This is a genomic window from Pseudoxanthomonas sp. CCNWLY206-1 (assembly GCF_039710385.1).
GTDB lineage: Bacteria > Pseudomonadota > Gammaproteobacteria > Xanthomonadales > Xanthomonadaceae > Pseudoxanthomonas_A.
Genome location: NZ_JBDKXI010000008.1, coordinates 146,913 through 169,733, shown reverse-complemented (window position 1 = coordinate 169,733; position 22,821 = coordinate 146,913). Strand labels below are relative to the sequence as shown.

Annotated in this window: 18 protein-coding genes and 1 riboswitch; of the genes, 10 read left to right on the top strand and 8 right to left on the bottom strand. The window is 63.2% G+C overall.

What is annotated here, in order from left to right:
• Nucleotides 1-316 precede the first annotated feature (316 nt).
• Nucleotides 317-3,130 carry a bifunctional [glutamate--ammonia ligase]-adenylyl-L-tyrosine phosphorylase/[glutamate--ammonia-ligase] adenylyltransferase gene (gene glnE / locus AADW18_RS17440; RefSeq protein ID WP_337344673.1) on the top strand — a complete coding sequence of 938 codons (2,814 nt, stop codon included), beginning with the start codon at nt 317-319 and terminating at the stop codon, nt 3,128-3,130.
• A 333-nt stretch (nt 3,131-3,463) separates the two neighbouring features.
• Nucleotides 3,464-3,545: riboswitch (ZMP/ZTP riboswitch) on the top strand.
• 25 nt (nt 3,546-3,570) lie between these two features.
• Nucleotides 3,571-4,203, top strand: a complete 633-nt coding sequence (locus tag AADW18_RS17435) for a LysE family translocator (RefSeq protein ID WP_337344672.1) — start codon at nt 3,571-3,573, stop codon at nt 4,201-4,203.
• Between the two features lie 61 nt (nt 4,204-4,264).
• Here AADW18_RS17435 and AADW18_RS17430 read toward each other — a convergent pair whose 3' ends face one another.
• Entirely contained in the window at nt 4,265-5,245 is a 981-nt protein-coding gene (locus AADW18_RS17430; RefSeq protein ID WP_337344671.1) for a mitochondrial fission ELM1 family protein, read from the bottom strand.
• 120 nt (nt 5,246-5,365) lie between these two features.
• On the opposite strand from AADW18_RS17430, the gene AADW18_RS17425 reads away from it, so the two are divergent.
• The 5 genes from AADW18_RS17425 to AADW18_RS17405 all read left to right on the top strand — a co-directional run bounded on the left by AADW18_RS17425 (nt 5,366) and on the right by AADW18_RS17405 (nt 9,456).
• A complete protein-coding gene (locus AADW18_RS17425) occupies nt 5,366-5,959 on the top strand; it encodes a malonic semialdehyde reductase (RefSeq protein ID WP_337344670.1) in 594 nt (197 codons plus the stop codon).
• Nucleotides 5,960-5,997: 38 nt separating this feature from the next.
• Nucleotides 5,998-6,576: a YceI family protein gene (locus AADW18_RS17420; protein ID WP_337344669.1), complete on the top strand. Its 579-nt coding sequence runs from the start codon at nt 5,998-6,000 to the stop codon at nt 6,574-6,576.
• A gap of 159 nt (nt 6,577-6,735) precedes the next feature.
• A complete protein-coding gene (locus AADW18_RS17415) occupies nt 6,736-6,933 on the top strand; it encodes a zinc-finger domain-containing protein (RefSeq protein WP_337344668.1) in 198 nt (65 codons plus the stop codon).
• Nucleotides 6,934-7,001: 68 nt separating this feature from the next.
• Complete coding sequence (locus AADW18_RS17410; protein WP_337344667.1) at nt 7,002-8,141, top strand: glycosyltransferase; 1,140 nt, start codon at nt 7,002-7,004, stop codon at nt 8,139-8,141.
• On the top strand, nt 8,113-9,456 hold the full coding sequence (locus tag AADW18_RS17405; protein WP_337344666.1) for an O-antigen ligase family protein: 1,344 nt from the start codon (nt 8,113-8,115) through the stop codon (nt 9,454-9,456). Before AADW18_RS17410 ends, AADW18_RS17405 begins: the two co-directional genes overlap by 29 nt.
• Before the next feature lie 2 nt (nt 9,457-9,458).
• On the opposite strand, the gene AADW18_RS17400 is transcribed toward AADW18_RS17405, so the two are convergent.
• Nucleotides 9,459-10,379, bottom strand: a complete 921-nt coding sequence (locus AADW18_RS17400) for an LpxL/LpxP family Kdo(2)-lipid IV(A) lauroyl/palmitoleoyl acyltransferase (RefSeq protein ID WP_337344665.1) — start codon at nt 10,377-10,379, stop codon at nt 9,459-9,461.
• Between the two features lie 204 nt (nt 10,380-10,583).
• Here AADW18_RS17400 and waaA point away from each other — a divergent pair, with 204 nt between their 5' ends.
• Nucleotides 10,584-11,888 (top strand): lipid IV(A) 3-deoxy-D-manno-octulosonic acid transferase, encoded by a 1,305-nt coding sequence (gene waaA, locus AADW18_RS17395; protein WP_337344756.1) that lies wholly within the window; start codon nt 10,584-10,586, stop codon nt 11,886-11,888.
• Between the two features lie 153 nt (nt 11,889-12,041).
• Here the strand turns inward: waaA and AADW18_RS17390 are convergent, their stop codons facing one another.
• The 3 genes from AADW18_RS17390 to AADW18_RS17380 form a co-directional block, all read right to left on the bottom strand.
• Complete coding sequence (locus AADW18_RS17390; protein WP_337344664.1) at nt 12,042-13,397, bottom strand: TolC family outer membrane protein; 1,356 nt, start codon at nt 13,395-13,397, stop codon at nt 12,042-12,044.
• Nucleotides 13,398-13,418: 21 nt separating this feature from the next.
• Nucleotides 13,419-14,075 carry a protein-L-isoaspartate O-methyltransferase gene (locus AADW18_RS17385; RefSeq protein WP_337344663.1) on the bottom strand — a complete coding sequence of 219 codons (657 nt, stop codon included), beginning with the start codon at nt 14,073-14,075 and terminating at the stop codon, nt 13,419-13,421.
• Nucleotides 14,076-14,239: 164 nt separating this feature from the next.
• Nucleotides 14,240-14,905, bottom strand: a complete 666-nt coding sequence (locus AADW18_RS17380) for a TetR/AcrR family transcriptional regulator (RefSeq protein ID WP_337344662.1) — start codon at nt 14,903-14,905, stop codon at nt 14,240-14,242.
• 80 nt (nt 14,906-14,985) lie between these two features.
• On the opposite strand from AADW18_RS17380, the gene AADW18_RS17375 reads away from it, so the two are divergent.
• Together AADW18_RS17375 and AADW18_RS17370 are read left to right on the top strand one after the other, a co-directional pair.
• Entirely contained in the window at nt 14,986-16,122 is a 1,137-nt protein-coding gene (locus AADW18_RS17375; protein ID WP_337344661.1) for an efflux RND transporter periplasmic adaptor subunit, read from the top strand.
• A gap of 3 nt (nt 16,123-16,125) precedes the next feature.
• Entirely contained in the window at nt 16,126-19,290 is a 3,165-nt protein-coding gene (locus tag AADW18_RS17370) for an efflux RND transporter permease subunit (protein WP_337344660.1), read from the top strand.
• Nucleotides 19,291-19,735: 445 nt separating this feature from the next.
• On the opposite strand, the gene leuB is transcribed toward AADW18_RS17370, so the two are convergent.
• From leuB to leuC, 3 genes are read right to left on the bottom strand one after another with little or no spacing between them, the layout of a single operon-like run.
• Nucleotides 19,736-20,824, bottom strand: a complete 1,089-nt coding sequence (gene leuB / locus AADW18_RS17365; RefSeq protein WP_337344659.1) for a 3-isopropylmalate dehydrogenase — start codon at nt 20,822-20,824, stop codon at nt 19,736-19,738.
• A complete protein-coding gene (leuD, locus tag AADW18_RS17360; protein ID WP_337344658.1) occupies nt 20,814-21,395 on the bottom strand; it encodes a 3-isopropylmalate dehydratase small subunit in 582 nt (193 codons plus the stop codon). The genes leuB and leuD overlap by 11 nt, the downstream gene beginning before the upstream one ends.
• Nucleotides 21,395-22,819 carry a 3-isopropylmalate dehydratase large subunit gene (gene leuC / locus AADW18_RS17355; RefSeq protein WP_337344657.1) on the bottom strand — a complete coding sequence of 475 codons (1,425 nt, stop codon included), beginning with the start codon at nt 22,817-22,819 and terminating at the stop codon, nt 21,395-21,397. Before leuC ends, leuD begins: the two co-directional genes overlap by 1 nt.
• Nucleotides 22,820-22,821: the final 2 nt, after the last annotated feature.

Below are 22,821 nucleotides of genomic sequence, written 5' to 3'. Positions count from 1 at the left end.
ACGCGCTGCGGCGCGCTTTTGATCGCGCGCGGCGAGAGGCTATTGAGGCGCGGAGCGGCGTCCCGCCGCGAGCTCTTCCTGCCAGATCGCGCAAAGCCAAAAGCTATAACAGCCCGAGCGTTCGCCACCCGGACGCGCTGCGGCGCGCTTTTGATCGCGCGCGGCGAGAGGCTATTGAGGCGCGGAGCGGCGTCCCGCCGCGAGCTCTTGCTGCCAGATCGCGATAGAAGCGAAAAGCTCGCGTCGGGACGGCGCTCCTACACTCAGGGAGTGCTGGCGGCATCGCGGACGTTTGGCCCATGCCACAATCGTCGGCATGAACGACACCTTCTTGCACTTCGAAGATTCCGTTGAAGCGCTGGTCGAGCGCGGTCTGGTGAGCTTGCGCGGAGCATCGCCGGCCACCGCCTCTCTTCTTGATGATGCAAAGCTGGCCGAGCGAGTAGGAAAAGTAATCCTCGCCAGTGATTTCGCGACAGAAACCCTGCGCAGGCAGCCGGACCTACTGGTGTCGCTGGCGGGCGATGACGGTGCCGCTGCCGTCCCACCGCCGATTCTGCAGCCCGACGATTCTTCGCGTTGGCAGGAGCAGCTCCGCCTCTACCGCACTGCGGAATCTACGCGCCTGATTTGGCGGGACGTGCATGGTCTTGACGACGTGGATGCGACCTTGGCGGGCAGTACGCGTCTGGCGGAAATCTGCTTGCAGGCCGGCCTCGAAGCGCTGGAGCGCGAGTTCGCCGCGCGACATGGCGTAGTGCGCGCCGCCGAGGGCAGCGAGCAGCGGCTGGTGGTATTCGGCTTGGGCAAGCTGGGCGGCGGCGAACTGAATTTTTCTTCCGACATCGATCTGGTCTACGCCTATCCGCAAGGCGGCGAGTCCGACGGCCCACGGCCACTAGCGGCCGAGGACTATTTCGCACGGCTAGGTCAGCGCCTGGCAAAACTGCTGGACGAACCGACCGTGGATGGCTTCTGCCATCGCGTGGACCTGCGCTTGCGGCCCTTCGGCAACGCCGGTCGCGTGGCGTTGTCGTTCGCCGGCATGGACCAGTATTTCCAGCGGGAGGGTCGTGACTGGGAGCGCTACGCCTGGCTCAAGGCACGCGCGGTCGCCGGCGATATCGAAGCGGGCGAGCGTTGGCTGCAATCGTTGCGGCCGTTCGTTTATCGCCGCTATCTGGATTTCACCGCGTTGGATGGCTTGCGCGAGATGAAGGCCGCCATCGCCGCCGAAGTGGCGCGGCGCGAACTGGCTGACGACATCAAGCGCGGCCCCGGCGGCATACGCGAAATCGAATTCCTGGTGCAGGCGCTGCAGCTGATTCGCGGCGGCCGCGAGGCCACGCTGCGCGAACGCCGGCTGCAACATGCGCTGCAAGCCTTGGTCGAAACACGGCAGGTGCTGCCGGAAGATGGCGCGGTGCTAGCGTCGGCGTATCGTTTCCTGCGCCGTCTCGAGAACCGGCTGCAAATGCTGCGCGACGCGCAGACGCATGCACTTCCGGAACACGCGACCGACCGCGAGCGGATCGCGCGCGGCCTTGGTCATGGCGATTGGCAGGCGCTCCTGATCGCGTTGGACGCACATCGGGAACGCGTAAACGGCGAGTTCGCCGAGCTGCTGGCGGTCGAACGGCACGAGGCCGCGCCAGACGCATTGAATGGGTATTGGCGGGCACTGCCCGAGAATGGCGATGCGCAAACGCTGGCGGCAGCAGGTTTCATGGACGCGGCCAGCGCTGACGCCGTACTGCGCGATTTCGCCCAATCTTCGGGCGTACGTGGCTTGTCCGATTCGGCGCGTACGCGACTGGATCGCGTAGTGCCGGCACTACTGGAAGCCGCCGTGCGGTCCACGCATCCCGATGCTGCGTTGAAGCGCGTACTGACGCTGCTGCAGGCGATCCTGCGCCGCGCCAGTTACCTTGCCTTGCTCGACGAACAGCCCAGTGCTCTCGCTCGATTGGTCGATGTATTGGCCCGAAGCGCGTTGTTGGCGGAGCGGCTGGCCTTGCATCCCCTGCTGTTGGACGAGCTGCTGGATATGCGCGTGTCCGGGCCCATGCCGGACCGTGGACAGATGCGAGCCGAGTGCGAAAGCGCGGTGCAGGAGGACGATCCGGAACTCGCGCTGCGTTCGCTCAGCGAGCGGCGATTGGCGCTGAGTTTCCGGACCGCATTGGCCACGCTCGACCAACGCCAGCCGCCGCGTGACAGTACCCGCCAGTTGGCGTGGCTGGCCGATGAAGTCGTGCGGGTGGTGCTGCGGATGGCGGAGGCCGAAGTCGCCGCGGCACATGGCCAGGTACCGGATGGTCGTTTCGCCATCATCGGCTATGGCAGTTTGGGAGGCGAAGAACTGGGCTTCGGTTCCGATCTGGATCTGGTTTTTTTGTACGATGCCGACAGTGCGGCGGTGTCCGATGGTGCTCGCCCGTTGGAAGCGGGGCGGTGGTATGCACGCTTGGCACAGAAGATCGTGGCGCTGTTAGGTGCCGAGACTGGCGCGGGGCGCCTCTACGAAGTGGATGTGCGCCTGCGTCCGGATGGCGCCAAGGGATTGCTGGTTTCTTCGCTGTCCAGCTACGGTGATTATCAGCGCGATCGCGCATGGACCTGGGAACACCAGGCGCTGGTGCGCGCCCGTGGCGTCGCGGGAGATGCAGGTTTGTTGGCAGCCTTCGAGACTATCCGCAGCCTCACTTTGTCGCGGCCAAGAGAGCGGCAGCAGCTGCGCGATGACGTGATGAAAATGCGCAAGCGCATGCGCGAGGAACTGGACCGCTCGGATGCGGCCCGTTTCGATCTGAAGCAGGGCGAGGGCGGTTTGGTCGATCTGGAATTCCTGTTGCAGTACTGCGTGCTGCGGGAGTCGTCCGCGATTCCTGCGCTGTTGACGCCACGTAATACGGGCTCGTTGATTACTGCCCTGCACGCCGGAGGCTGCATTGACGCACCCACCGCTCATGCGTTGGCCGAGGCGCACGCGGTATTCCTGGCGGAAGGATTGACCTGCACGCTCGATCGCCGTCCACGATTGGTACCTGAGAGCGATGCGATTGCCGCAGCGCGCTTGGCGGTGAGGACGGCGTTGCATTCGCATGATCTTGAATTCGGCTCATCGTAGAGCCGAACTGCGTCTCGCGATGGCGCCGAGCCAGTGGCATTGAAGCCGTCGCAACGGCAAGCGACAACGAATAGCTGCCTAAAGCGCTTTTTGTAGAGCCGAGCTGCGCCTCGCGATGGCGCCGAGCCAATGGCATCGAGGCCGTCGCAACGGCAGGTGACAACGAATAGCTGCTTAAAGCTCTCTCTGTAGAGCCGAGCTTGCTCGGCTGCTTTTTCGCGATCTACTCAAGTGTGCAGGCGAAGAGCAGCGGAGCAAGCTCCGCTCTACGACGACCTTGGTGCTGTAAGCCGCAACCTGCTAGCGACACTCAAAGCAGTTGTCGCATAATCGAGTCATCCGCATGACTGGCGCGGCCGGAGGGAGCACCCTCAGGGAGTGCGGATCTTTGTCGCCGTGCGCCTGGGCATCCGCATTCCATTTCATTTCTGGAGATCGCCGTGCCCGACATTTCCCATTTGCTCGCTTTTTCGTTGGTCTCGCTGGGCATGGTGCTCACGCCAGGACCCAACATGATCTATCTGATCTCTCGCTCCATCAGCCAGGGTCCGATGGCCGGATTGATATCGCTGGCCGGCGTGGCGTTGGGTTTTGTGTTCTACATGCTATGCGCTGCATTCGGCATCACGGTGTTGGTGATGGCCATTCCCTACGCCTACGATGCATTGCGTTTTGGCGGCGCGCTGTATCTGCTGTATCTGGCATGGCAGGCGGTGAAGCCCGGTGGTCGCTCGCCATTGCAGGTGCGCGAGCTGCCCAAGGATAGTCCGCGCCGGCTGTTCGCGATGGGCCTGCTGACCAACCTACTGAATCCGAAGGCGGCAGTGCTGTACCTGTCGCTGTTGCCGCAGTTCATAGTGCCTGAGCAGGGCAGCGTGTTGACGCAATCGATGGCGCTTGGATTCACGCAGATCGCGGTCAGCGTGACGGTCAACGCGATGATCGCGTTGATGGCAGGATCGATTGCCGCGTTCCTGGCGTCACGTCCACTATGGCTCACCGTCCAGCGCTGGTTGATGGGTACGGTGCTGGCCGGCCTTGCCGTTCGCATGGCGACGGACGCGCGGCGGTAGGAATTCTCTTTGACCGGTAGGAGCGCCGTCCCGGCGCTCCTACATGAGGCGATGCGCGGCGTTACGACATCCGCAGTTTCTCGCGCACGATAGCGGCGACGCGAACTGTTTCGCGCAACGGCTCGACCTGGAAGTCGGCCAGTGCGCCATCCATCGCACGGATGCGTCCGCTGCGCAGCAGCGCATCTAGAAAGCGACGTGGGCGGCCGCGGACGCGTGCGGGATCGAAGACGTGCACGGGCACACGGGTGGCGCAGGCTTCGGAAATCATGTTCACCGAATCGGGCGAGCAAACGATTCGATCCGCCCAGGCCAGCAAACCGGCGTATGGATTCTCCCCGTCGGCTTCGTCGCACCAGACCAAGCCTGGCGTTTCGACAAAGCGGTGGCGAAGTGGCCCGATGACTTTTTTGGAGGTGCGTCGCGAGGTAGTAACGAGCAAGCTGCCGCCGTCGCGTGCCAATGCGGTTTCCAATCTCGCGGACAGCATCTCAAAGGCGCCGCGGTCAAACCGCGCATGCGCACTGTTGCCGCCCAGCAAAACAGCTGTCCGCGGTTGCGGCAGATCGGCGAAGGCGGCGAAGTGCTGGCGCGCTTCCATCAGCCACGCATCGTCCACCGGATTCAGGCTGCCCTGCACCTGCACCACGTTGTGGCCTTGCAGGCCATCGTGTTCGGGTGCGATCACCAGGTCCCAGTGATGCGGATCGATCCGCGGGTCGAGTATCTGCACGGTTTTCGTGCCTAGTTCGCCCACTAGGCGGGTAGCCAACGCACCCTGGCGGCCGCAGCCGATGGCAACCTCCGGGGCTGCTGCGAGCGCATGGGCGAACGCCGTCCCGAAAGCCTGCTGGGCGGCTGGCCCTCGTCTGGGAGCCCACCAGCGCCACGGCGCGTGCGGGGCCAATTTCCAGTGTTTGACCGACCCGTCGAACTCCAATGCGTGCGCCAGAGCCTGTGCTTGACGCAGATTGCCGGCGTTGCCGTCGGTCAACGTCCAGAGACGTGCGGAATCCAAGGCTGGGGCAGGTGTTTGTTCCATCTATTAAAACAATCCGTTCCGGAGCGGTTGCATCTTGCCATAGCCAGGACGCTCTACACTGGCTGCTTGTTCGCGGCGGTCGCAATCCGATCACCGAATTCCCACTCTCTAGGAAATGGCATGTCAGAAGTTCTCGACTCCACCGCTTTGGATCAGCTGTTCCGTACCGCTCGCACTCAGAATGCCTTCCTCGATAAGCCGGTGGAGGATTCGCAGCTGCATGCGCTGTACGACCTGCTGAAGTGGGGTCCCACCGCGGCGAACTCGACGCCGGCGCGCTTTGTGTTCGTAAAATCGCAGGCCGCCAAGGCCAAGCTGGGCCCGGCGCTGGATGCGGGCAACTACAAGAAGACCATGGCCGCTCCAGTCACTGTGATTGTCGGCTATGACCTGGATTTCCACGAGAAGATCAACTATCTGTTTCCGCACGTGCCGGATGCCAAGGATTGGTTCGCCGGTCCGCGTGAAGCCCGCTACGAGCGAGCGATTCGCAACGGCAGCCTGCAAGGCGCCTATCTGATCCTGGCGGCGCGTTCGCTGGGGCTGGATGCCGGGCCGATGTCCGGGTTCGACAACGCCCAGGTCGATGAAGCCTTCTTCGCGGGTACCGCCATCAAGTCCAACTTCCTGGTCAACCTGGGATATGGCGATCCCGCGGGCGTGTTCCCGCGGCTGCCGCGACTCAGTTTTGACGAAGCTTGCCGTATCGATTGACCTGCCGCGCCATACCCCTCACACCAAGGAGATACCTCATGCGCAAGACCCTGCTCGCCGCCGCTCTGCTGGCCTTCGCCGGTTCCGTTTTCGCGGCTCCGGTCACCTACAAGATCGACCCCAATCACACCGACGTACTGGCGCAGTGGAGCCACTTCGGCTTCTCCAATCCCAGCGCTCATTTCGGCAAGGCCGACGGCACCATTGTGTACGACGCCGAAAACGTGTCCGCTTCCAGCGTGCAGGTGACCTTGCCGCTGTCCGGTCTGAACAGCTTCGTCGCCGACTTCGACGCGCACCTGCGCAGCGGTGATTTCTTCGACGCTGAGAAGTTTCCCGCCGCCACCTTCAAGAGCACCAAGGTGGAATCCGCCGGTAAGGGCAAGCTGAAGGTCACCGGCAATCTGACCATCAAGGACATCACCAAGCCGGTGGTGCTGGATGTGACGCTGAACAAGGCCGGTGAGCAGCCGATGGCCAAGCGCGCCGCGATCGGTTTCGACGCCACCGCCACCGTCAGCCGCACGGCCTTCGGCGTGGGCAAGTACGTGCCCAACGTCAGCGATGAAGTGAAGCTGCGCATCACCACCGAGGCGCTCGTGCCCAAGGCCGAATAAGTCTTCCGCGGCTGAGGTTCCTCTCAGTGCGCAACATGCGTTTTGCCGCCGCCCCCCGATTTCGTGGGGCGGCTTTTTTTCGCCTGTATGCGCTCACCGGAGGCCGCGCGGCACAGGTGGTAAACTCGCGGTCCTCGTTTCCCAGCTACCCACGCCGCCATGAGCCAGACCGCCGACGCGCCCGCCAATGCCGAGAAGCGCTACACCGTGCACCGCGCCGACCTGCCGCTGAGCTGCCCGTTGCCGTCGATGGCGTTGTGGAACTCGCATCCGCGCGTTTATCTGCCTATCGAGGACGCACCGGGCGGTGATGTGCAGTGCCCTTACTGCGGTTCGCATTTCGTCCTCGCTGATTAGGATCCACTAACGCTTATGGCGTTTGCCGCTCTAAGCGTTAGCAGGCCTTGTCGAAGGGTTAGGCGCCGATGCGTCGCCTGACGGTCATCCAGCTGTTGCCGGCGCTCGAGTCCGGTGGCGTCGAGCGATCCACGATCGAGATTGCTGAAGCGCTGGTACGCGACGGACATCGCGCCATCGTGGTGTCCGCTGGTGGCCGCTTGCTGCCTGTGCTGGAAGAGACCGGGGCAGAACACATCACGCTGGATATCGGCCGCAAGTCGCTGCTGACGCTGCGCCATATTCGCGCGCTGCGGGATTTATTCCAACGTGAGCGCGTGGATATCGTGCACGCTCGCTCGCGCCTGCCCGCGTGGCTGGGTTGGAAGGCCGTGAATGCGATTGCATCGGCGCAACGGCCACGTTTCGTCACTACCGTGCACGGACTCAATTCTCCGGGCATGTACAGCGCCGTGATGACCTATGGCGAACGCGTGATCTGTGTTTCCGATACCGTGCGCCGTTATGTACTGGAGCACTATCCGCGCACCCGGAACGAGAAACTGCGCGTCATCCCGCGTGGTATCGATACAACGCAGTTCCCACGCGTACCGTGGCCTGACCGCGCTACGCGGACGCAGATCGCTAGCCGGTTTCCACAGCTCGGTGGCGAAGGACCGTTGCTGTTGTTGCCCGGCCGCGGCACGCGCCTGAAAGGACACGCGGATGCGTTGCGTTTGCTGGCGGGTCTGCGACAGGCCGGCAGCGACGCCCGCCTGTGGTTGCCAGGTGCGCGCGAGCCGGGGCGCGAAGCCTATATTCAGGAGATGGAAGACGAAGCGCGAAGGCTGGGCATTGCCGAGGCAGTCTTGTTCGCGGCGCCTACCTCGCGCATCGCCGAAGCCTATGCGGCGTCGGATATGGTGCTGCAGCTCTCGCGCAAGCCCGAGGCCTTCGGGCGTACCGTGATCGAAGCGCTGTCGGTGGGCCGATCGGTAATGGGTTGGGCGCATGGCGGTGTCGGCGAGCTGCTGGCGGAGTTGCAGCCGCAGGGCGCGGTGCCCGCGTTCGATGAAAACGCACTGCTGAGCACTTGCCAAGCGTTGCTAAAGCATCCGCCATCGCCTTTGGCTACGATGGACGCCTATACGTTGCGTGCGATGCAGGACGCCACGCTAGCCCTCTACTGCGAACTCGCCGATGACTCAAAGCCACGTCCTTCCCACTGATTCCGTCGCTCGCCGCCCCGCGCAGGGCTGGCGCTGGGCGCCGGCGTGGATACTGACCTTCGTGGCCTTGTGGCCTGCGCCGGGCTATGCCGAAGGGGTGATGGTGCTTGGCGCGATGGCGGCAATCGTTCGGTTGTTGTTCGCACGGTTCCGCGGCGGCACACAGTTGCTGAGCGGGCCGGCCTGGGCACTGACCAGCGCGTTGTTCTTCGCTTACTGGCTCCCGCAGCTGATCTCGGCGGTAGATTCAGTGGACATTGGCCGGGCCTTGCGTGAATCGGTCGTGGATTTGCGTTATCTGCCATTCCTGTGGCTGACGGCTGCCGCAGTAGCCAACTCACGTGGCCGTCGTGTCACGCTGGGCGGCCTGGCAGTCATCGTCGCTATCTGGACCTTGGATGCGTTGGTGCAGGTGGTATTCGGCACCAGTCCACTGTTCTGGGGGTTGGATCAGTTGAAGCAGCTGGTCAGCGATCACGGCATGTGCACGCCGGAAGAAGTGGCGCAGCTCGATCGCCTCAGTGGTTTCATGGGGCCGTGCAACCTGAAACTCGGCGTGGTGATGGCCAGCATGTCGCCGTTCCTCATGTTCGCGGCTGCCAAACGCTTCGGTGCCGTGGGTTGGTTATTGTCGGCGGCCGCCGTTGGCATCGTGGTGCTGCTGGCGGGCGCACGCGCCGCTTGGATTACCTATGCACTGGTACTGCTGTTTTCCGGCTGGCGACTGCTAGGTTGGAAGCGGCTGCTGTCGGTGTTCGCCTTTGGCGCTTTGGTTCTGGCTGCATTGGGTCTGACGTCGGTGCAGTTCCGGGAGCGCTTGCAGCGCACCACGCATGCATTGACCGCGGACGAAGCGGGTGTCGACGCGGCACTCTCAGGACGCGGCCAGATTTGGAGCGCGGCGTGGTGCATGGTGCGGCAGCATCCCGTCAATGGGGTGGGCGCGCGCAGCTTCCGCGAGGTTTTCCCGGCCTGCGATCCCGCCCCGGGCGGCAACCCGATCTGGGGAGGCGGCCCAGCATTGCATGCGCATCAGATCGTGCTGGAAATCCTGAGTGAAACCGGTGCGATTGGTTTGTTGCTATGGCTGGCGGGTGCGGCGCTGGCTTGGCGCGCTTGGCGCTTTGCGACCCCTGTGGCGAAGGAACGGGCGCGTCCGGCAATGCTGGCGCTGGCGGTGACCGTGTTTCCCATCAACACCCATCTGGCGTTCTATTCCACTTTCTGGGGCGGGTTGTCGCTGATGTTGGCCGCGCTGTACGCCGGCAGCCTGCTGGCACGCGATGAAGAAGAGGCTCAGGCCAATAGCGCGTAGTCTCAACCTCGATCGTAAAACGCGCTGCGCCCACCCGGCTGGCGCTTGAAGCGACGGTGGATCCATAGATACTGCGCCGGCGCTTCCCGCACCATCGCCTCGATCTGCGCGTTGACCCGCGCACTGTCAGCCACCGGATCGGACGAAGGAAATTCTTCCAGCGGTGGCGCCACGCGCAATATGTAGCGGCCGCCTTCACGACGATGGAAGAACGGCACCACCGCGCATCCGGTCAGACGCGCCAGCTGATGCGTGGCGGTAATCGTAGCCGCGGGCACGCCGAAGAAGGGTGCGAATACCGTGTCCTTGCCGCGCATGTCCTGGTCCGGCGCGTACCACAGAAAGCCGCCTTGCTTCAGATGGCGCACGGCACCACGAATCTCTTCGTTGGTGAACATGTGCACCGCGTAACGCAGACGGCCACGTTTGACCGCCCATTCGAACACCGGGTTCCGGTGGCGCCGGTACATGCCGGCCAATGGCACGTAGTCGCACATCAGGCGGCCGCATAGCTCCAGTGTCATGAAATGGCCTGACACCATGAGCACGCCGCGGCCCTGATCGCGTAGCGCTTGCAGATGCTCCAAGCCTTCGATGCGCAGCCCGCGCCGCATCGGCGCTACCGGACCCCACCAAGCGCGGATGAACTCGAACAGCCCGATTCCCAGCGCTTCGAAGCTTTCATCCAGCAACTGTTTGCGCTGCGCGTCGTCCCAATCGGGAAAACACAGCCGCAGGTTTACCTCGGCAGCGTGCCGCCGCGACGAAGCCAAATAAGGTGCCAACCCACCAACGAGCCGCCCCAGGAGCCGTTGCAGCGGCCACGCCAGATGCGCCGCGGCAACCATGACACCGAGTGCCAACCACATCGGCCAGTGCCGGGGAGATAAAGGAGGGCGTTCAGTCTTGTTTGCATCGGCCATGGCGTAATTCTAGCGGCTTGGAACCTGTTCAAAGTCTGTCGCGAGCGCAGCCGTGTGGCGCGTGGCGGAGCGCAGAAAGCGCAGTGTACGTACCAATACGTGAGCATTTCGAGCACCGCACGCGCGCCACACCGTATCAAGTACTGGGCAGGCTATGGCAAGCGCAGCAAGACTTTGAACAGGTTCTTACCTATCCTTATCCCGATGGGGAGCGACCTGACCGAAAAATTGCTGCGCGGCCTGTATTCGGTCGTGCTGTATCTGTTACTCCCGGTTACGGTGTATCACCTGATATGGCGCGGCTTTCGCTTCCGGGAATATTTCCAGCGCTGGGATGAACGCTATGGTGTTTACGACCAAATGCCGCCCAAGGCCGATATCTGGTTACACGCCGTCTCCGTGGGCGAAGTCAACGCCGCGGCACCTGTAATCGACGCCTTGCGTCGTCAGCGCCCGGACCTTCGCTGGGTCGTCACCACCATTACGCCCACAGGCTCCGATCGGGCTCGCGCCTTGTGGGACGAAGGTGTCCAGCATGTCTATGTGCCTTACGATCTGCCCGGCGCGGTAGGTCGCTTTCTTGACCACTACAAGCCCAGGGTGGCATTGGTGATGGAAACCGAACTGTGGCCGAATCTATTGTTCGGCTGTCAGGATCGCGGCATTCCCACCTATATCCTCAATGCGCGGCTGTCAGCGCGTTCGTTGCGTGGCTACAGCATCCTGCGGCCACTGATCGCGCGTGCGCTGCGCACCGTCAAACGAATCGCAGCACAGTCCGCCGCCGACGCCGAACGTTTCGTTGCGCTGGGTGCCGTGCCGGAGCAGGTGGCCGACATCGGAAATCTCAAATTCGACGTGCGCGTGCCGGACAACGTGGACACATTGGCTGCCGAGTTTCGCCAACATATGGGACGCGCACGGCCGGTATGGATCGCAGCCAGCACGCATGAAGACGAGGAAGCGGCGGTGTTGGATGTTCACCGCCAGCTACGCGAGCGCTGGCCGGATCTATTGATGCTGTGGGCGCCGCGCCATCCCGAGCGTTTTCCGCGCGTGCTGGAGCAGGCGCAGGAAGCCGGTTTTCGCACCGCCGCGCGGCGTGCGTCCGGGTGGCCGGAGGAGACGACCGATGTTTTCGTCATCGACACCTTGGGCGAACTGACCGCGTTCTATGCCTGTGCCGATATCGCATTCGTCGGCGGTAGCCTGCAGGCCATCGGGGGGCACAACCTGCTGGAGCCGGCAGCAGTGGGAACACCCATGGTGACGGGCCCGCATCTGCATAATTTCGCCGAGATTTCCAAGCAACTGCGGGAAGCCGGTGCGCTGGATATCGAACCTGATGCCAACGGCATTGCAAGAGCGCTCGAGCGGCTATTGGCTGACGTTGCGCTACGCACGGCGATGGCGAAAGCGGGGCGCTCGCTGGTGGAGCATGGACGCGGAGCGTTACCACGCACGCTGGACCTGATCGCACCTGATCTGCCTTCGCCTGGCACGATCTAGTACATGGCGTCGTCAGAGGACCAATTTGCCGGAGCCGGATTTTTCGCAGGCCGAGGCCGCGTCTTCAACATGTCGTCCTAAACGAACAACGGCGAGCCAAGGCTCGCCGTTGGATATCGCATCGGAAGCACGCTGCAATCGCAGCGCGATGCCTTACTGGACGACCGGAATCGGCGCCAATCTTGCTTCGGCGTCGGCGGTGAGCAGCCGGTTGATATCCTGCAAGTCGTTGACATCCAGCGTGCCGGCAGCCTGCTCGAGCGACAGGCGATTCTGCAGGAACTGGTACTTGGAGCTTGCGTATTCCACCTGCGCCTGGAACAGCGTGCGCTGGTTCTGCAACACGTCCAATACGGTGCGGGTACCCACTTCCAAGCCCACCTGCGAGGCATCCAACGCAGCCTGCGCGGATACCACGGCCAGACGGCGTGCTTCCACTTCGCTCACACCCGCAACCAGTGCTTGGTAGGCGTTGCTGGTGCTGCGCACCAGCGCGCGCTTCTGCTGTTCGTAGGTGTCTTGTGCGATATCGCGCTGGGCGAGGGCCTGACGTACCTGCGACTGGGTGATGCCGCCGGAGAAGATCGGCACGCTGAGGGTTACCCCGATCGTCTGCGAATCGCCGTCGAAAGACTGGTTGCCCACCGGGCTGGAACCGCCCCAGGCCGCATCACGGCCGTAGGTGCCGCGCAAGGCGAGGGTTGGGTAATGGCCGGCACGGGCGCTGGAGACGCCGTATTCGGCGGATTGCACCTGATATTCGCTGGATTTCAATGCCGGATTCTGCTCGACCGCGCGGGCAACCCAGCTCTCTGCGTTTTGCTCAGGCGGCAGCTCGGGGCGGAAATCGTCAGGCAGGCCCTTGAGGTTGACGAGCGGCTGGCCCGTGATCTCGGTCAGTGCACGGTAGGCATCATCCAGCGCGTTGCGGGCCAGGATAGTGTCGGCTCGCGCGCTGTCGTACTGCGCGCGCGCTTCGTGCACGTCGGTGATCGGGGCAAGACCGACGTCAAGGCGCTTCTGCGCGTAATCGAATTGCTTCTTCGACGCGGCTTCGTTGGTCTCGGCGGCAGCAAGCGACTCGATGCTTACCAAGACGTTGAAGTAGGCCGCCGAAGTCCGCGTGATCAGGTCATTGTTGGCAGACGCCAGATCGTAGTCCGCGGCCTGGCTGATGGCCTTCTGGCCTTTCAGGTTGGCGATACGGCTCCAATCGAACAGGGTTTGGCTCGCCACCAGGCCGTAGGATCGCGACGTGCTGCTGTCGGTCCATGAACCGCCATCGGGCTTGGACTTGCTGCGAGTCAGGCTCGCGTCGCCACTGATCTGCGGCAACAGCGCTCCGCGTGCCTGCACGGCGCCTTCCTTGTTGAACAGGCGGTTGGATTCTGCGGCGGACAGCTGCGGATCGCCGGTGCGCGCCAGCTCATAGGTCTGCAACAGATCGGCAGCGTTGGCGGTAAACGGCAATGCCAGGGCGAGCGCGAGTACGAGGGGGCGACGGCTCATGCGGTTTCCTTTTTGTCTCTATTAGAAAACGAACTGCGGGGCCGGGGCGGCACCGACAAGGTAGGGGATATCGGTCTCAAACAACGATTCGATGCGCGGTCCGTTGACATCGTTGACCTGCAGCACGGATTCCATGGCCGGCGAGCGGCCGCGAACGACGAACAAACGACCGCCAGGTCGCAGCCATTGCGCGAAGCGTGCCGGAATAACCGCCACCGCGCCGGTCACGCAGACTGCATCGAAACGGCGGTCGGTTTCGTAATGCAACGCATCGGCGGTTTCGATGCGGATATTGCCGCCCAAACGGTGGGCATCCAGACGCGCGCGTGCAGCCGCAGCGAATTCGGGTCGAATCTCCAGGCTCACCACCTCGCGAGCCAGGCTGCCCAGGCATGCGCTGAGATAACCGCTGCCAGTGCCGATTTCCAGCACATCCTCATCGGCCTGCAACTTCAGCGCTTGCAACGTGCGCCCCTCGACGACCGGCTTCATCATCTTCTCGCCATGACCCAGCGGAATTTCCAGATCGGCGTAGGCCAACGCGCGATGTATTTCGGGTACGAAGACCTCGCGCGGCACGCTGGACAGCGCTTCCAGCACACGGCCATCCAGTACGTCCCAGGGACGCACCTGCTGTTCCACCATCATTTCGCGGGCTAGGGTGTAATCGATCGTCATAAGGTCATCCGACGCGGGGAGCTGGGCCGCACAGTTTACCGGGCCCGGCCTTCATATCGCTGCGCAAGGATCGCGGCTTGAGCCCGGAGCGCGCAGTGCCGGAAGTCACCGCCACCTCCGGTGCCATCGCCGGTTCCACTTCCGGGACCGAAGTCTGGAGGGCCTCAGCGTGGTCCATAGGCCCGCAGGAACATATCCACCGTGGCGTCGATATGGCTGCTGACGTCGCCGCGCGCCGGCTTGTCGCACAGGCCGCACATCATCCGGCCATGCAGTTCGCCCTTGATCAGGGTGAAGAACTGTTCTGACGCGCGCATTACATCCGGGATGTCCAATTCCCTGTTGTCCACCCGCGCCTGAAGAAACGCCGAAAACGCATCATGGGTGCGCTGCGGGCCGGCCTCCCAGAAGATCCTCTTCAGCGTGTCGTCGGTATTGCCCGGCGTCAGCATCATCCGATGGGTGCTGATGGCTTCGTCGCTGGTGACCAGCGCAAAGAACGCAGTCGCGATGGCTTTCAGCTGATTGCGCAGGCTGCCTTTCAGCTCCAGCTGGAAAAGATCCTGGGGCAGCATCTCTTCGCACTTTGCCTGGATAGCCGCACGGAACAACGCTTCTTTATCACCGAAATGGCTATAAACGGTCAGTTTGGACACGCCGGCCTCAGCCGCGATCTGGTCCATGCTGACGCCGGCGAAGCCCTCGCGCGCGAACAGAAGCTTGGCAGCCTCCAGAATGGAAGCGCGTTTGCTCAGGTCCTTGGGGCGGCCGGGACCCGTGGCGGATTTGGTGTCGCCTTTGCGGCTGGCGGGGGAAACAGGACTGACCATATTCGAATACTAGACTACCCGGTTCGATATTTATACTATACCGCCAAGTCCACTAATTATCGAATCGCGACGGAGCGGTTATGCCAAGCATGCGCTGGAACAGTTTGTTCTTATTCATCGTGGTTGGACTTTCCGCCTGCGGGGGCGGCGATAAGCCCGCCGAAGCGCCCAGGCCGGCTTTGGTGGTCACGCCCGGAGGCGGCGCCGAAGCCGCATTGTCGGCCTATGCCGGCGAAATCCGCGCACGGGAAGAAAGCGCTCTGTCCTTCCGGGTCGGCGGCAATCTGATCCGGCGCAACGTGGATACCGGCGCGCAGGTTCGGCGCGGCGAAGTGCTGGCGCTGCTTGATCCGGGCGACCTGAGCCTGCAGGCGCAGGCCGCGCAAGCGCAACTGGCTGCCGCCGAAGCTGATCTGGCCCGCGCCCGCGGGGACCGCGACCGCTTCGCCAAACTGGTCGACGAACAAATGGTCAGCCGCTCCGCCTACGACGCGCAGGTCGCGGCTTACAAAGCGGCCGAAGGCCAGGCCCGTGCTGCCCGCGCGCAAATGGACGTCGCCCAGAATCAAGCCGCGTACTCGCAGCTGCGCGCGCCCCGCGATGGCGTCATCGCCAGCCGCCAGGCCGAAGCAGGTCAAGTGGTTTCCGCCGGACAGACCATCTACACCTTGGCGGCGGACGGCAGCCGTGAGGTGGCGATCGGTTTGCCGGAGAACCGCATTCGCGACTTCAGCGTAGGCCAGCCGGTCTTGGTGGAATTGTGGAACGACCCGGAGCGGCGTCTGTCCGGCGTCATCCGTGAAATCTCTCCCGCGGCCGATCCGCAGACCCGCACTTATGCGGCGCGTGTCAGCCTGGCGGGCGACGCCGCCGAAGCGGTCGAGCTTGGCCAGAGCGCACGCGTTTACGTGCAGGAGAACGGCACCAAAGCAGCGCTGACGTTGCCGCTGTCGGCAATACAGCCTGGGAAGGACGACAGCACGGCGGTGTGGGTGGTCGACAGGCAGACCGGCAAGGTCAGCCTGCGACCGGTAAAGCTCGGACGTTATGGCGAAACCAACGTACCGGTGTTGTCTGGGGTGGCGGCGAGCGACTGGGTGGTTGCCGGCGGCGGGCACCTGCTGCGCGAAGGGCAGGCAGTGACGCCGGTGGACCGGAACAACCGGCCGCTGCTGAAACCGGCGGGAAACTCAACTGCCTCTGCAAAGGCGGAATGAGCCATGCGCCGTTTCAATCTATCCGAGTGGGCGCTGACCAATCGCAGCCTCGTGCTGTTCGCGATGATCGTCCTTGGCCTGATCGGCGCCTGGTCGTATCGGCATTTGGGCCAGTCCGAAGATCCTCCTTTCACCTTCAAGGTGATGGTGGTGCGGACGGTGTGGCCGGGCGCCACGGCAGAGGAAGTTTCCAGGCAAGTCACCGAGCGCGTGGAAAAAGCGCTGATGACGACTGGCAAGTACGAGTTCATCCGCTCGTACTCCCGTCCCGGCGAATCGCAGGTGATCTTCGCCGCGCGCGATTCCCTGGGCGCCAAAGACATACCCGAACTCTGGTACCAGGTGCGCAAGAAAGTCGGCGACATCCGCGCGACATTGCCGCAGGGCGTCATCGGACCGTTCTTCAACGATGAGTTCGGCGACACGTTCGGCAATATCTATGCGCTGACCGGCGAAGGATTCGACTACGCGGTAATGAAGGACTACGCCGATCGCGTGCAGTTGGAACTGCAACGCGTCGATGACGTGGGCAAAGTCGAGTTGGTCGGGTTGCAGGACGAGAAGATCTGGATCGAGCTGTCCAACACCAAGCTCGCCACATTAGGTATCCCGCTGACAGCCGTGCAACAGGCGATCGACGAACAGAACGCCATGACCAACGCAGGCTTCTTCGAAACCGTCAGCGACCGCGTGCGGTTGCGCGTCAGTGGCGAGTTCGAGTCGGTGGAAGAGATCCGCGATTTCCCCATCCGCGCCGGCGGTCGCACCATTCGCTTGGGCGACATTGCCGAGGTGAAGCGTGGCTTCGCCGATCCGGCTGCGCCAAAAATGCGCTTCATGGGCCAAGAGGCCATCGGCATTGCGGTGGCGATGAAGGACGGCGGCGACATCCTGAGGCTGGGCGAAACCTTGGAGCACGAATTCCAGCGCCTGCAAAAAACCCTGCCGCTGGGCATGGAGCTACGCAAGGTGTCCGACCAGCCGCACGCGGTCCAGGAGTCGGTCGGCGAGTTCGTCAAAGTGCTGACCGAGGCGGTGGTGATCGTGCTGTTGGTCAGCTTCTTCTCGCTGGGCCTGCGCACCGGCCTGGTGGTGGCGGTGTCGATTCCGTTGGTGCTCGCGATGACATTCGCGGTGATGCATTACTTCGGCATCGGCCTGCACAAGATATCGCTGGGTGCACTGGTGCTGGCGCTGGGCTTGTTGGTGGACGATGCGATCATTGCCGTGGAAATGATGGCGATAAAGATGGAGCAGGGCTTCGACCGTCTGAAGGCAGCGAGCTTTGCCTATGAATCGACCGCGTTCCCGATGCTGACCGGCACGCTGGTGACCGCGGCTGGTTTTCTCCCCATTGCCACCGCGGCGTCCAGTACCGGCGAGTACACGCGCTCGCTATTCCAGGTGGTCACTATCGCACTGGTGGTGTCGTGGATTGCGGCGGTGCTGTTCATTCCATACCTGGGCGACAAGATGCTGCCGGACCTGGGTCAGCCACGGCCGGTCAAGCCCGGCTCGCTGGCCGCGCGCTGGCACTCGCTGCGCACGAACCTGGCCGATCGCTATCCGGCCTTCTCCAGCGTGCTGGCACCCAAGGCTCATGACGCGCATGACCATGATCCGTATCAGCGACCGTTCTATCAGCGATTCCGAAAATTGCTTGACGCTTGCTTGCGCCATCGTTGGCTGGTGATTGGGCTGACCGTGGTCGCGTTCGTGTTGTCCATCGTGATGTTCCGCTTCGTCCCACAGCAGTTCTTTCCGGATTCGGTGCGTCCTGAACTGATGGTAGATCTGGAGTTGCCCGAAGGCAGTTCGTTGCGGACCACCGAGGCGCAAGCCAAGCAGCTCGAGAAGCTGCTGGCCAAGCGCGATGGTATTCAGAACTACGTCGCCTATGTCGGTACCGGTTCGCCACGCTTCTATCTGCCGCTGGATCAGCAGCTGCCACAAACCAACTTCTCCCAGTTCGTGGTGTTGACCAACGACGCCGTTGCGCGCGAAGAGATACGAGAGTGGCTGATCAACGACGTGGCGCCGCAGTTCCCGCAGCTGCAGTTCCGCGTAACCCGTTTGGAGAATGGTCCGCCGGTCGGCTATCCCGTGCAGTTCCGGGTGTCCGGCGAGCACATCGAGCGGGTGCAGGCACTCGCGCAGCAGGTAGCGGAAAAGGTGCGTGCCAACGCGCATGTTTCCAACGTCAATCTGGACTGGGACGAACCCAGCAAGATCGTGCGTCTGAACATCGATCAGCAGCGCGCTCGTGCGTTGGGTGTCAGCACCGCCCAAGTGTCGCAGTTCCTGACAGGCTCGCTATCCGGACTCTCGGTCAGTACGTATCGCGAAGACAACGAACTGGTTGAGATCCTGTTGCGCGGTCCGGAACAGGAACGCATGCGCTTGGACTTGTTGGGCAGCCTGGCGGTGCCGACCAGCACCGGCGGCAGCGTGCCGTTGTCGCAGATCGCCAACCTGGAGTACGCCTTCGAAGACGGCATTATCTGGCATCGCGATCGTCTGCCGACCGTCACCGTGCGCGCCGACATCCGGGACAACCTGACGCCGCCCACGGTAGTGGCGCAGATACTGCCCACATTGGAAGAAGTCCGTGCGCAACTACCACAGGGATACTTGCTGGAAACCGGCGGTACGGTGGAGGACTCCGCGCGCGGTCAGGACTCGATCAAGGCGGGCATGCCGCTGTTCCTGCTGGTGGTCGCCACCTTGCTGATGTTGCAGCTGCGCAGCTTCTCGCGTTTCGCGCTGGTGATGCTGACTGCGCCGCTGGGCTTGATCGGCGTGACCTTGGCGCTGCTGATCTTCCGTGTACCGTTCGGTTTCGTTGCCTTGCTGGGAACGATCGCGCTGGCGGGCATGATCATGCGCAACTCGGTGATCCTGGTGGACCAGATCCAGCAGGACATCGACGCCGGTCACGATCGCTGGCACGCGATCATCGACGCGACCGTGCGCCGCTTCCGTCCCATCGTGCTGACCGCGTTGGCCGCCGTGCTTGCGATGATCCCGCTGTCGCGCAGCGCCTTCTTCGGCCCGATGGCCGTGGCGATCATGGGCGGGCTGACAGTAGCGACCGTGCTGACGCTGCTGTTCTTGCCGGCGCTGTATGCGGCATGGTTCAAGGTGAAGCCGGACGAGGCGGTGGGTTGAGCCGAGCAAGCTCGGCTCTACGGAAGGATGCGGCGGTTGATGGTCGGCGGTTTGTCGTAGAGCGGAGCTTGCTCCGCTGCTTTTCTCCACCAGGCCACCATCCATGAGTGTTTCGCGGAGAGCAGCCGAGCAAGCTCGGCTCTACAACGGGTCGGTTGATGCTTGATGGCGTCTCGTAGAGCGGAGCTTGCTCCGCTGCTTTTCTCCACCAGGCCACCGTCCATGAGTGTTTCGCGAAGAGCAGCCGAGCAAGCTCGGCTCTACGGAAGGACGCGGCAGTTGATGGTCGGCGGTTGGTCGTAGAGCGGAGCTTGCTCCGCTGCTCTGTCCATCAAGCCACCATCCACGAGTGTTTCGCGAAGAGCAGCGGAGCAAGCTCCGCTCTACGTGGGGGGGCCGGCTTTTTGCGGCGGAATCCGTGGCGCGGATTACGCCCTGCAACCTGTCAGTCCCGCAACTCCGCCACATAACAATGCGCCTGCATCTGTTCGATGACGGCTTGTGCGGCGGCGCTGGTGGAAATGCCGCGGCCGTTCGGCGCCAGATCAGCGGTGAAAGCCTGGGCATTCAGCGCGCCATCGACGGCGCGTTCCAGGCAGTCGGCTTCGTCGTACAGCCCCAGAGAATGGCGCAGCAGCATGGCGCAGCTCAGGATGGTGGCATAAGGATTGGCGATGCCCTTGCCGGCGATGTCCGGTGCGGAACCGTGGATAGGCTCATACAGGCCGATCTTGCCATCGCCCAATGACGCCGAAGGCAGTAGCCCTAACGAACCGGCCAGCATCGATGCCTCGTCGGTCAGGATGTCGCCGAACATGTTCTCGGTGACGATCACATCGTACTCGCGCGGCTTGGACAGCAAGTGCATCGCCATGGCATCGACCAGCACGTGCTCAAGCTTTACATCGGCGAACTCTTCGCGACCGATTCGAGCGGTCACATCGCGCCACAGGCGAGAGGTTTCCAAGACATTCGCCTTGTCGACTGATACCAGATAGCCACGGCGCTGCCGTGCAAGCTTGAAGGCACTGCGCACCACGCGCTCGATCTCGGCCGTGCTGTAGGTGCACAGGTCGCTGGCGCTTTCCGCGCTTCGGGTTTTCTCACCAAAGTAAATACCGCCGGTCAGCTCGCGCACCACCATGATGTCCACGCCGGTGAGCAGATGCGGCTTGATCGGCGACGCGTTCAAGGCGGCGGCATGCGGACGTACCGGCCGCAGATTGGCGAACAGGCCAAGTCCTTTACGCAGCGCCAGCAAACCTTGTTCCGGTCGGACCTTGGCGTTGGGGTCGGACCACTTAGGGCCGCCTACCGCACCTAGCAATACTGCATCGGCCTTACGGCAAGCCTCCAGTGTCGCCGCGGGCAGTGGTTCGCCGGTTTTGTCGATGGCGATGCCGCCGATGTCGTATTCACCGAACTGGAAAGTGTGGCCATAACGGCGCGCGACGGTACGTAGTACCGAAAGCGCTGCAGCGACGACTTCGGGGCCGATGCCGTCGCCCGGCAGAACGGCGATCTCAGCGTGCATAGCGGGTTGCCTCATAGGTTGCGATGTCGGAATGGCGGGCCAGCAGATAGCCCATTTCATCGACCCCTTCGATCAGGCAGGTCTGAGCAAAGGAATCCAGCGGGAAAGTAAATACGGAGCCGTCAGGAGCACGCAATTCACGTGTCGCGATATCGACGACCAGTTCGTCGTCGGGCCGCGCCATCAGCGATTGCACGATCTCCTCTTCCAGCACGATCGGCAGCAGTCCGTTCTTCAGGCTGTTGTTGCGGAAGATGTCGGCGATTTCGCTGCTGATCACCGCGCGTAGGCCAAGATCCGTGAGCGCCCAGGGCGCGTGTTCGCGCGAGGAACCGCAGCCGAAGTTTCGGCCGGCCAACAGGATGTTGCGGCCGGCATTCTCGGGCTGGTTGAACGGAAAACTGGGATTGGGCGAACCATCGGCCTGCCAGCGCCAATCGTTGAAGGCGTGCTTGCCCAAGCCGGTGCGCTCAGTGGTGGACAGGAAGCGCGCGGGAATGATCTGGTCGGTGTCGATGTTGGTTTCGCGCAGGACCACGCTCTTCGATTTCAGTGCCTTGAAGCCGGACATCACGCTACCTCCTTCTGGCCGACGAACAGTTCGCGCGGGTCGCTGACCCGGCCATTCACCGCTGCCCAGGCTGCCGTCAAAGGCGAAGCCAGCAGCGTGCGCGAACCAGGCCCTTGGCGACCTTCGAAGTTACGATTGCTGGTGCTGACCGCCAGTTGGCCGGGCGCCACCAGATCGCCATTCATCGCGATGCACATCGAGCAGCCGGGTTCGCGCCATTCCGCACCGGCGGCACGCACGATCACATCGATGCCTTCGGCTTCGGCCTGACGCTTGACCTGCTCGGAGCCGGGCACCACCAGCATGCGTACGCGCGCATCGACCTTGCGCCCGTTCAGCACCGACGCGACCTCGCGCATGTCGCTCAAGCGGCCGTTGGTGCAAGAGCCCACGAACACCACATCCACCGGCGTGCCCGCCAACGCATGGCCGGATTCGAATGCCATGTAGTCGAGCGATTTCTGCGCAGCGGCGTCGTTCGCGGCCGGAATGGGTTTATCCACTGCGATGGCAGTGCCGGGATGCGTGCCCCAGGTCAGCGTCGGGCGAATGTCGCGCGCATCGATCCGGACTTCCACATCGAAGTGCGCACCATCGTCGCTGTGCAGCTGCGACCAGCGTGCCTTGGCGGCTTCGAATGCTTCACCCTTCGGCGCGCGCGGCGCGTTGGCCAGCCAGGCGAACGTGGTGTCGTCCGGCGCCACCATGCCGGCGCGGGCGCCAGCTTCGATGGACATGTTGCACAGGGTCATGCGCTGTTCCATGTCCATCGCGCGGATGGTCGAACCACGATATTCGATGACATGGCCGGTGCCGCCGTTGACGCCGATCACGCCGATGATGTGCAAGATGACGTCCTTGGCGCCGACGCCGGGCGACAGCTCGCCGTCGACGGTGATCGACATGGTCTTGGCCTTGCGCTGCAGCAGGCATTGCGTGGCCAGCACGTGGCCGACTTCGCTGGTGCCGATACCGAACGCCAGCGCGCCGAACGCGCCATGCGTGGAGGTGTGGCTGTCGCCGCAAACGATCGTCATGCCAGGCTGGGTGAAACCCAGTTCCGGTGCGATGACGTGGACGATGCCGCGATGGGCCGAACCCAGGTCGAACAGTTCGATGCCGTATTCGACGCAATTGCGCGCCAGCATATCCACCTGGGCTTCCGACGCTTTCGTGTAGTACGGCAGCTTGCCGTCGGCGCCGGCCGGCAGCGTCGGGGTGGAATGGTCCATCGTCGCCTTGGTCAGATCGGGACGACGTGGCTTCAGTCCGCGCGAGGCGAGCTCGGTGAAGGCTTGCGGCGAAGTGACCTCGTGAATCAGGTGCAGGTCGATGTACAGCACTGCGGGCGCGACGTCGCTTTCGGGCGTGACGACGTGGGCGTCCCACAGTTTGTCGAACAGAGTACGTGGTGCGATGGTCATGC

Excerpts from the sequence above, each read along its gene's own strand:
- leuB (WP_337344659.1), bottom strand. The coding sequence starts at position 20,824 with ATGCACGCTGAGATCGCCGTTCTGCCGGGCGACGGCATCGGCCCCGAA.
- AADW18_RS17390 (WP_337344664.1), bottom strand. The coding sequence starts at position 13,397 with ATGAGCCGTCGCCCCCTCGTACTCGCGCTCGCCCTGGCATTGCCGTTT.
- AADW18_RS17370 (WP_337344660.1), top strand. The coding sequence starts at position 16,126 with ATGCGCCGTTTCAATCTATCCGAGTGGGCGCTGACCAATCGCAGCCTC.
- AADW18_RS17385 (WP_337344663.1), bottom strand. The coding sequence starts at position 14,075 with ATGACGATCGATTACACCCTAGCCCGCGAAATGATGGTGGAACAGCAG.
- AADW18_RS17425 (WP_337344670.1), top strand. The coding sequence starts at position 5,366 with ATGTCAGAAGTTCTCGACTCCACCGCTTTGGATCAGCTGTTCCGTACC.
- AADW18_RS17415 (WP_337344668.1), top strand. The coding sequence starts at position 6,736 with ATGAGCCAGACCGCCGACGCGCCCGCCAATGCCGAGAAGCGCTACACC.
- leuC (WP_337344657.1), bottom strand. The coding sequence starts at position 22,819 with ATGACCATCGCACCACGTACTCTGTTCGACAAACTGTGGGACGCCCAC.
- glnE (WP_337344673.1), top strand. The coding sequence starts at position 317 with ATGAACGACACCTTCTTGCACTTCGAAGATTCCGTTGAAGCGCTGGTC.
- waaA (WP_337344756.1), top strand. The coding sequence starts at position 10,584 with ATGGGGAGCGACCTGACCGAAAAATTGCTGCGCGGCCTGTATTCGGTC.
- AADW18_RS17420 (WP_337344669.1), top strand. The coding sequence starts at position 5,998 with ATGCGCAAGACCCTGCTCGCCGCCGCTCTGCTGGCCTTCGCCGGTTCC.
- AADW18_RS17405 (WP_337344666.1), top strand. The coding sequence starts at position 8,113 with ATGACTCAAAGCCACGTCCTTCCCACTGATTCCGTCGCTCGCCGCCCC.
- AADW18_RS17410 (WP_337344667.1), top strand. The coding sequence starts at position 7,002 with ATGCGTCGCCTGACGGTCATCCAGCTGTTGCCGGCGCTCGAGTCCGGT.
- AADW18_RS17380 (WP_337344662.1), bottom strand. The coding sequence starts at position 14,905 with ATGGTCAGTCCTGTTTCCCCCGCCAGCCGCAAAGGCGACACCAAATCC.
- AADW18_RS17400 (WP_337344665.1), bottom strand. The coding sequence starts at position 10,379 with ATGGCCGATGCAAACAAGACTGAACGCCCTCCTTTATCTCCCCGGCAC.
- leuD (WP_337344658.1), bottom strand. The coding sequence starts at position 21,395 with ATGTCCGGCTTCAAGGCACTGAAATCGAAGAGCGTGGTCCTGCGCGAA.
- AADW18_RS17375 (WP_337344661.1), top strand. The coding sequence starts at position 14,986 with ATGCCAAGCATGCGCTGGAACAGTTTGTTCTTATTCATCGTGGTTGGA.
- AADW18_RS17430 (WP_337344671.1), bottom strand. The coding sequence starts at position 5,245 with ATGGAACAAACACCTGCCCCAGCCTTGGATTCCGCACGTCTCTGGACG.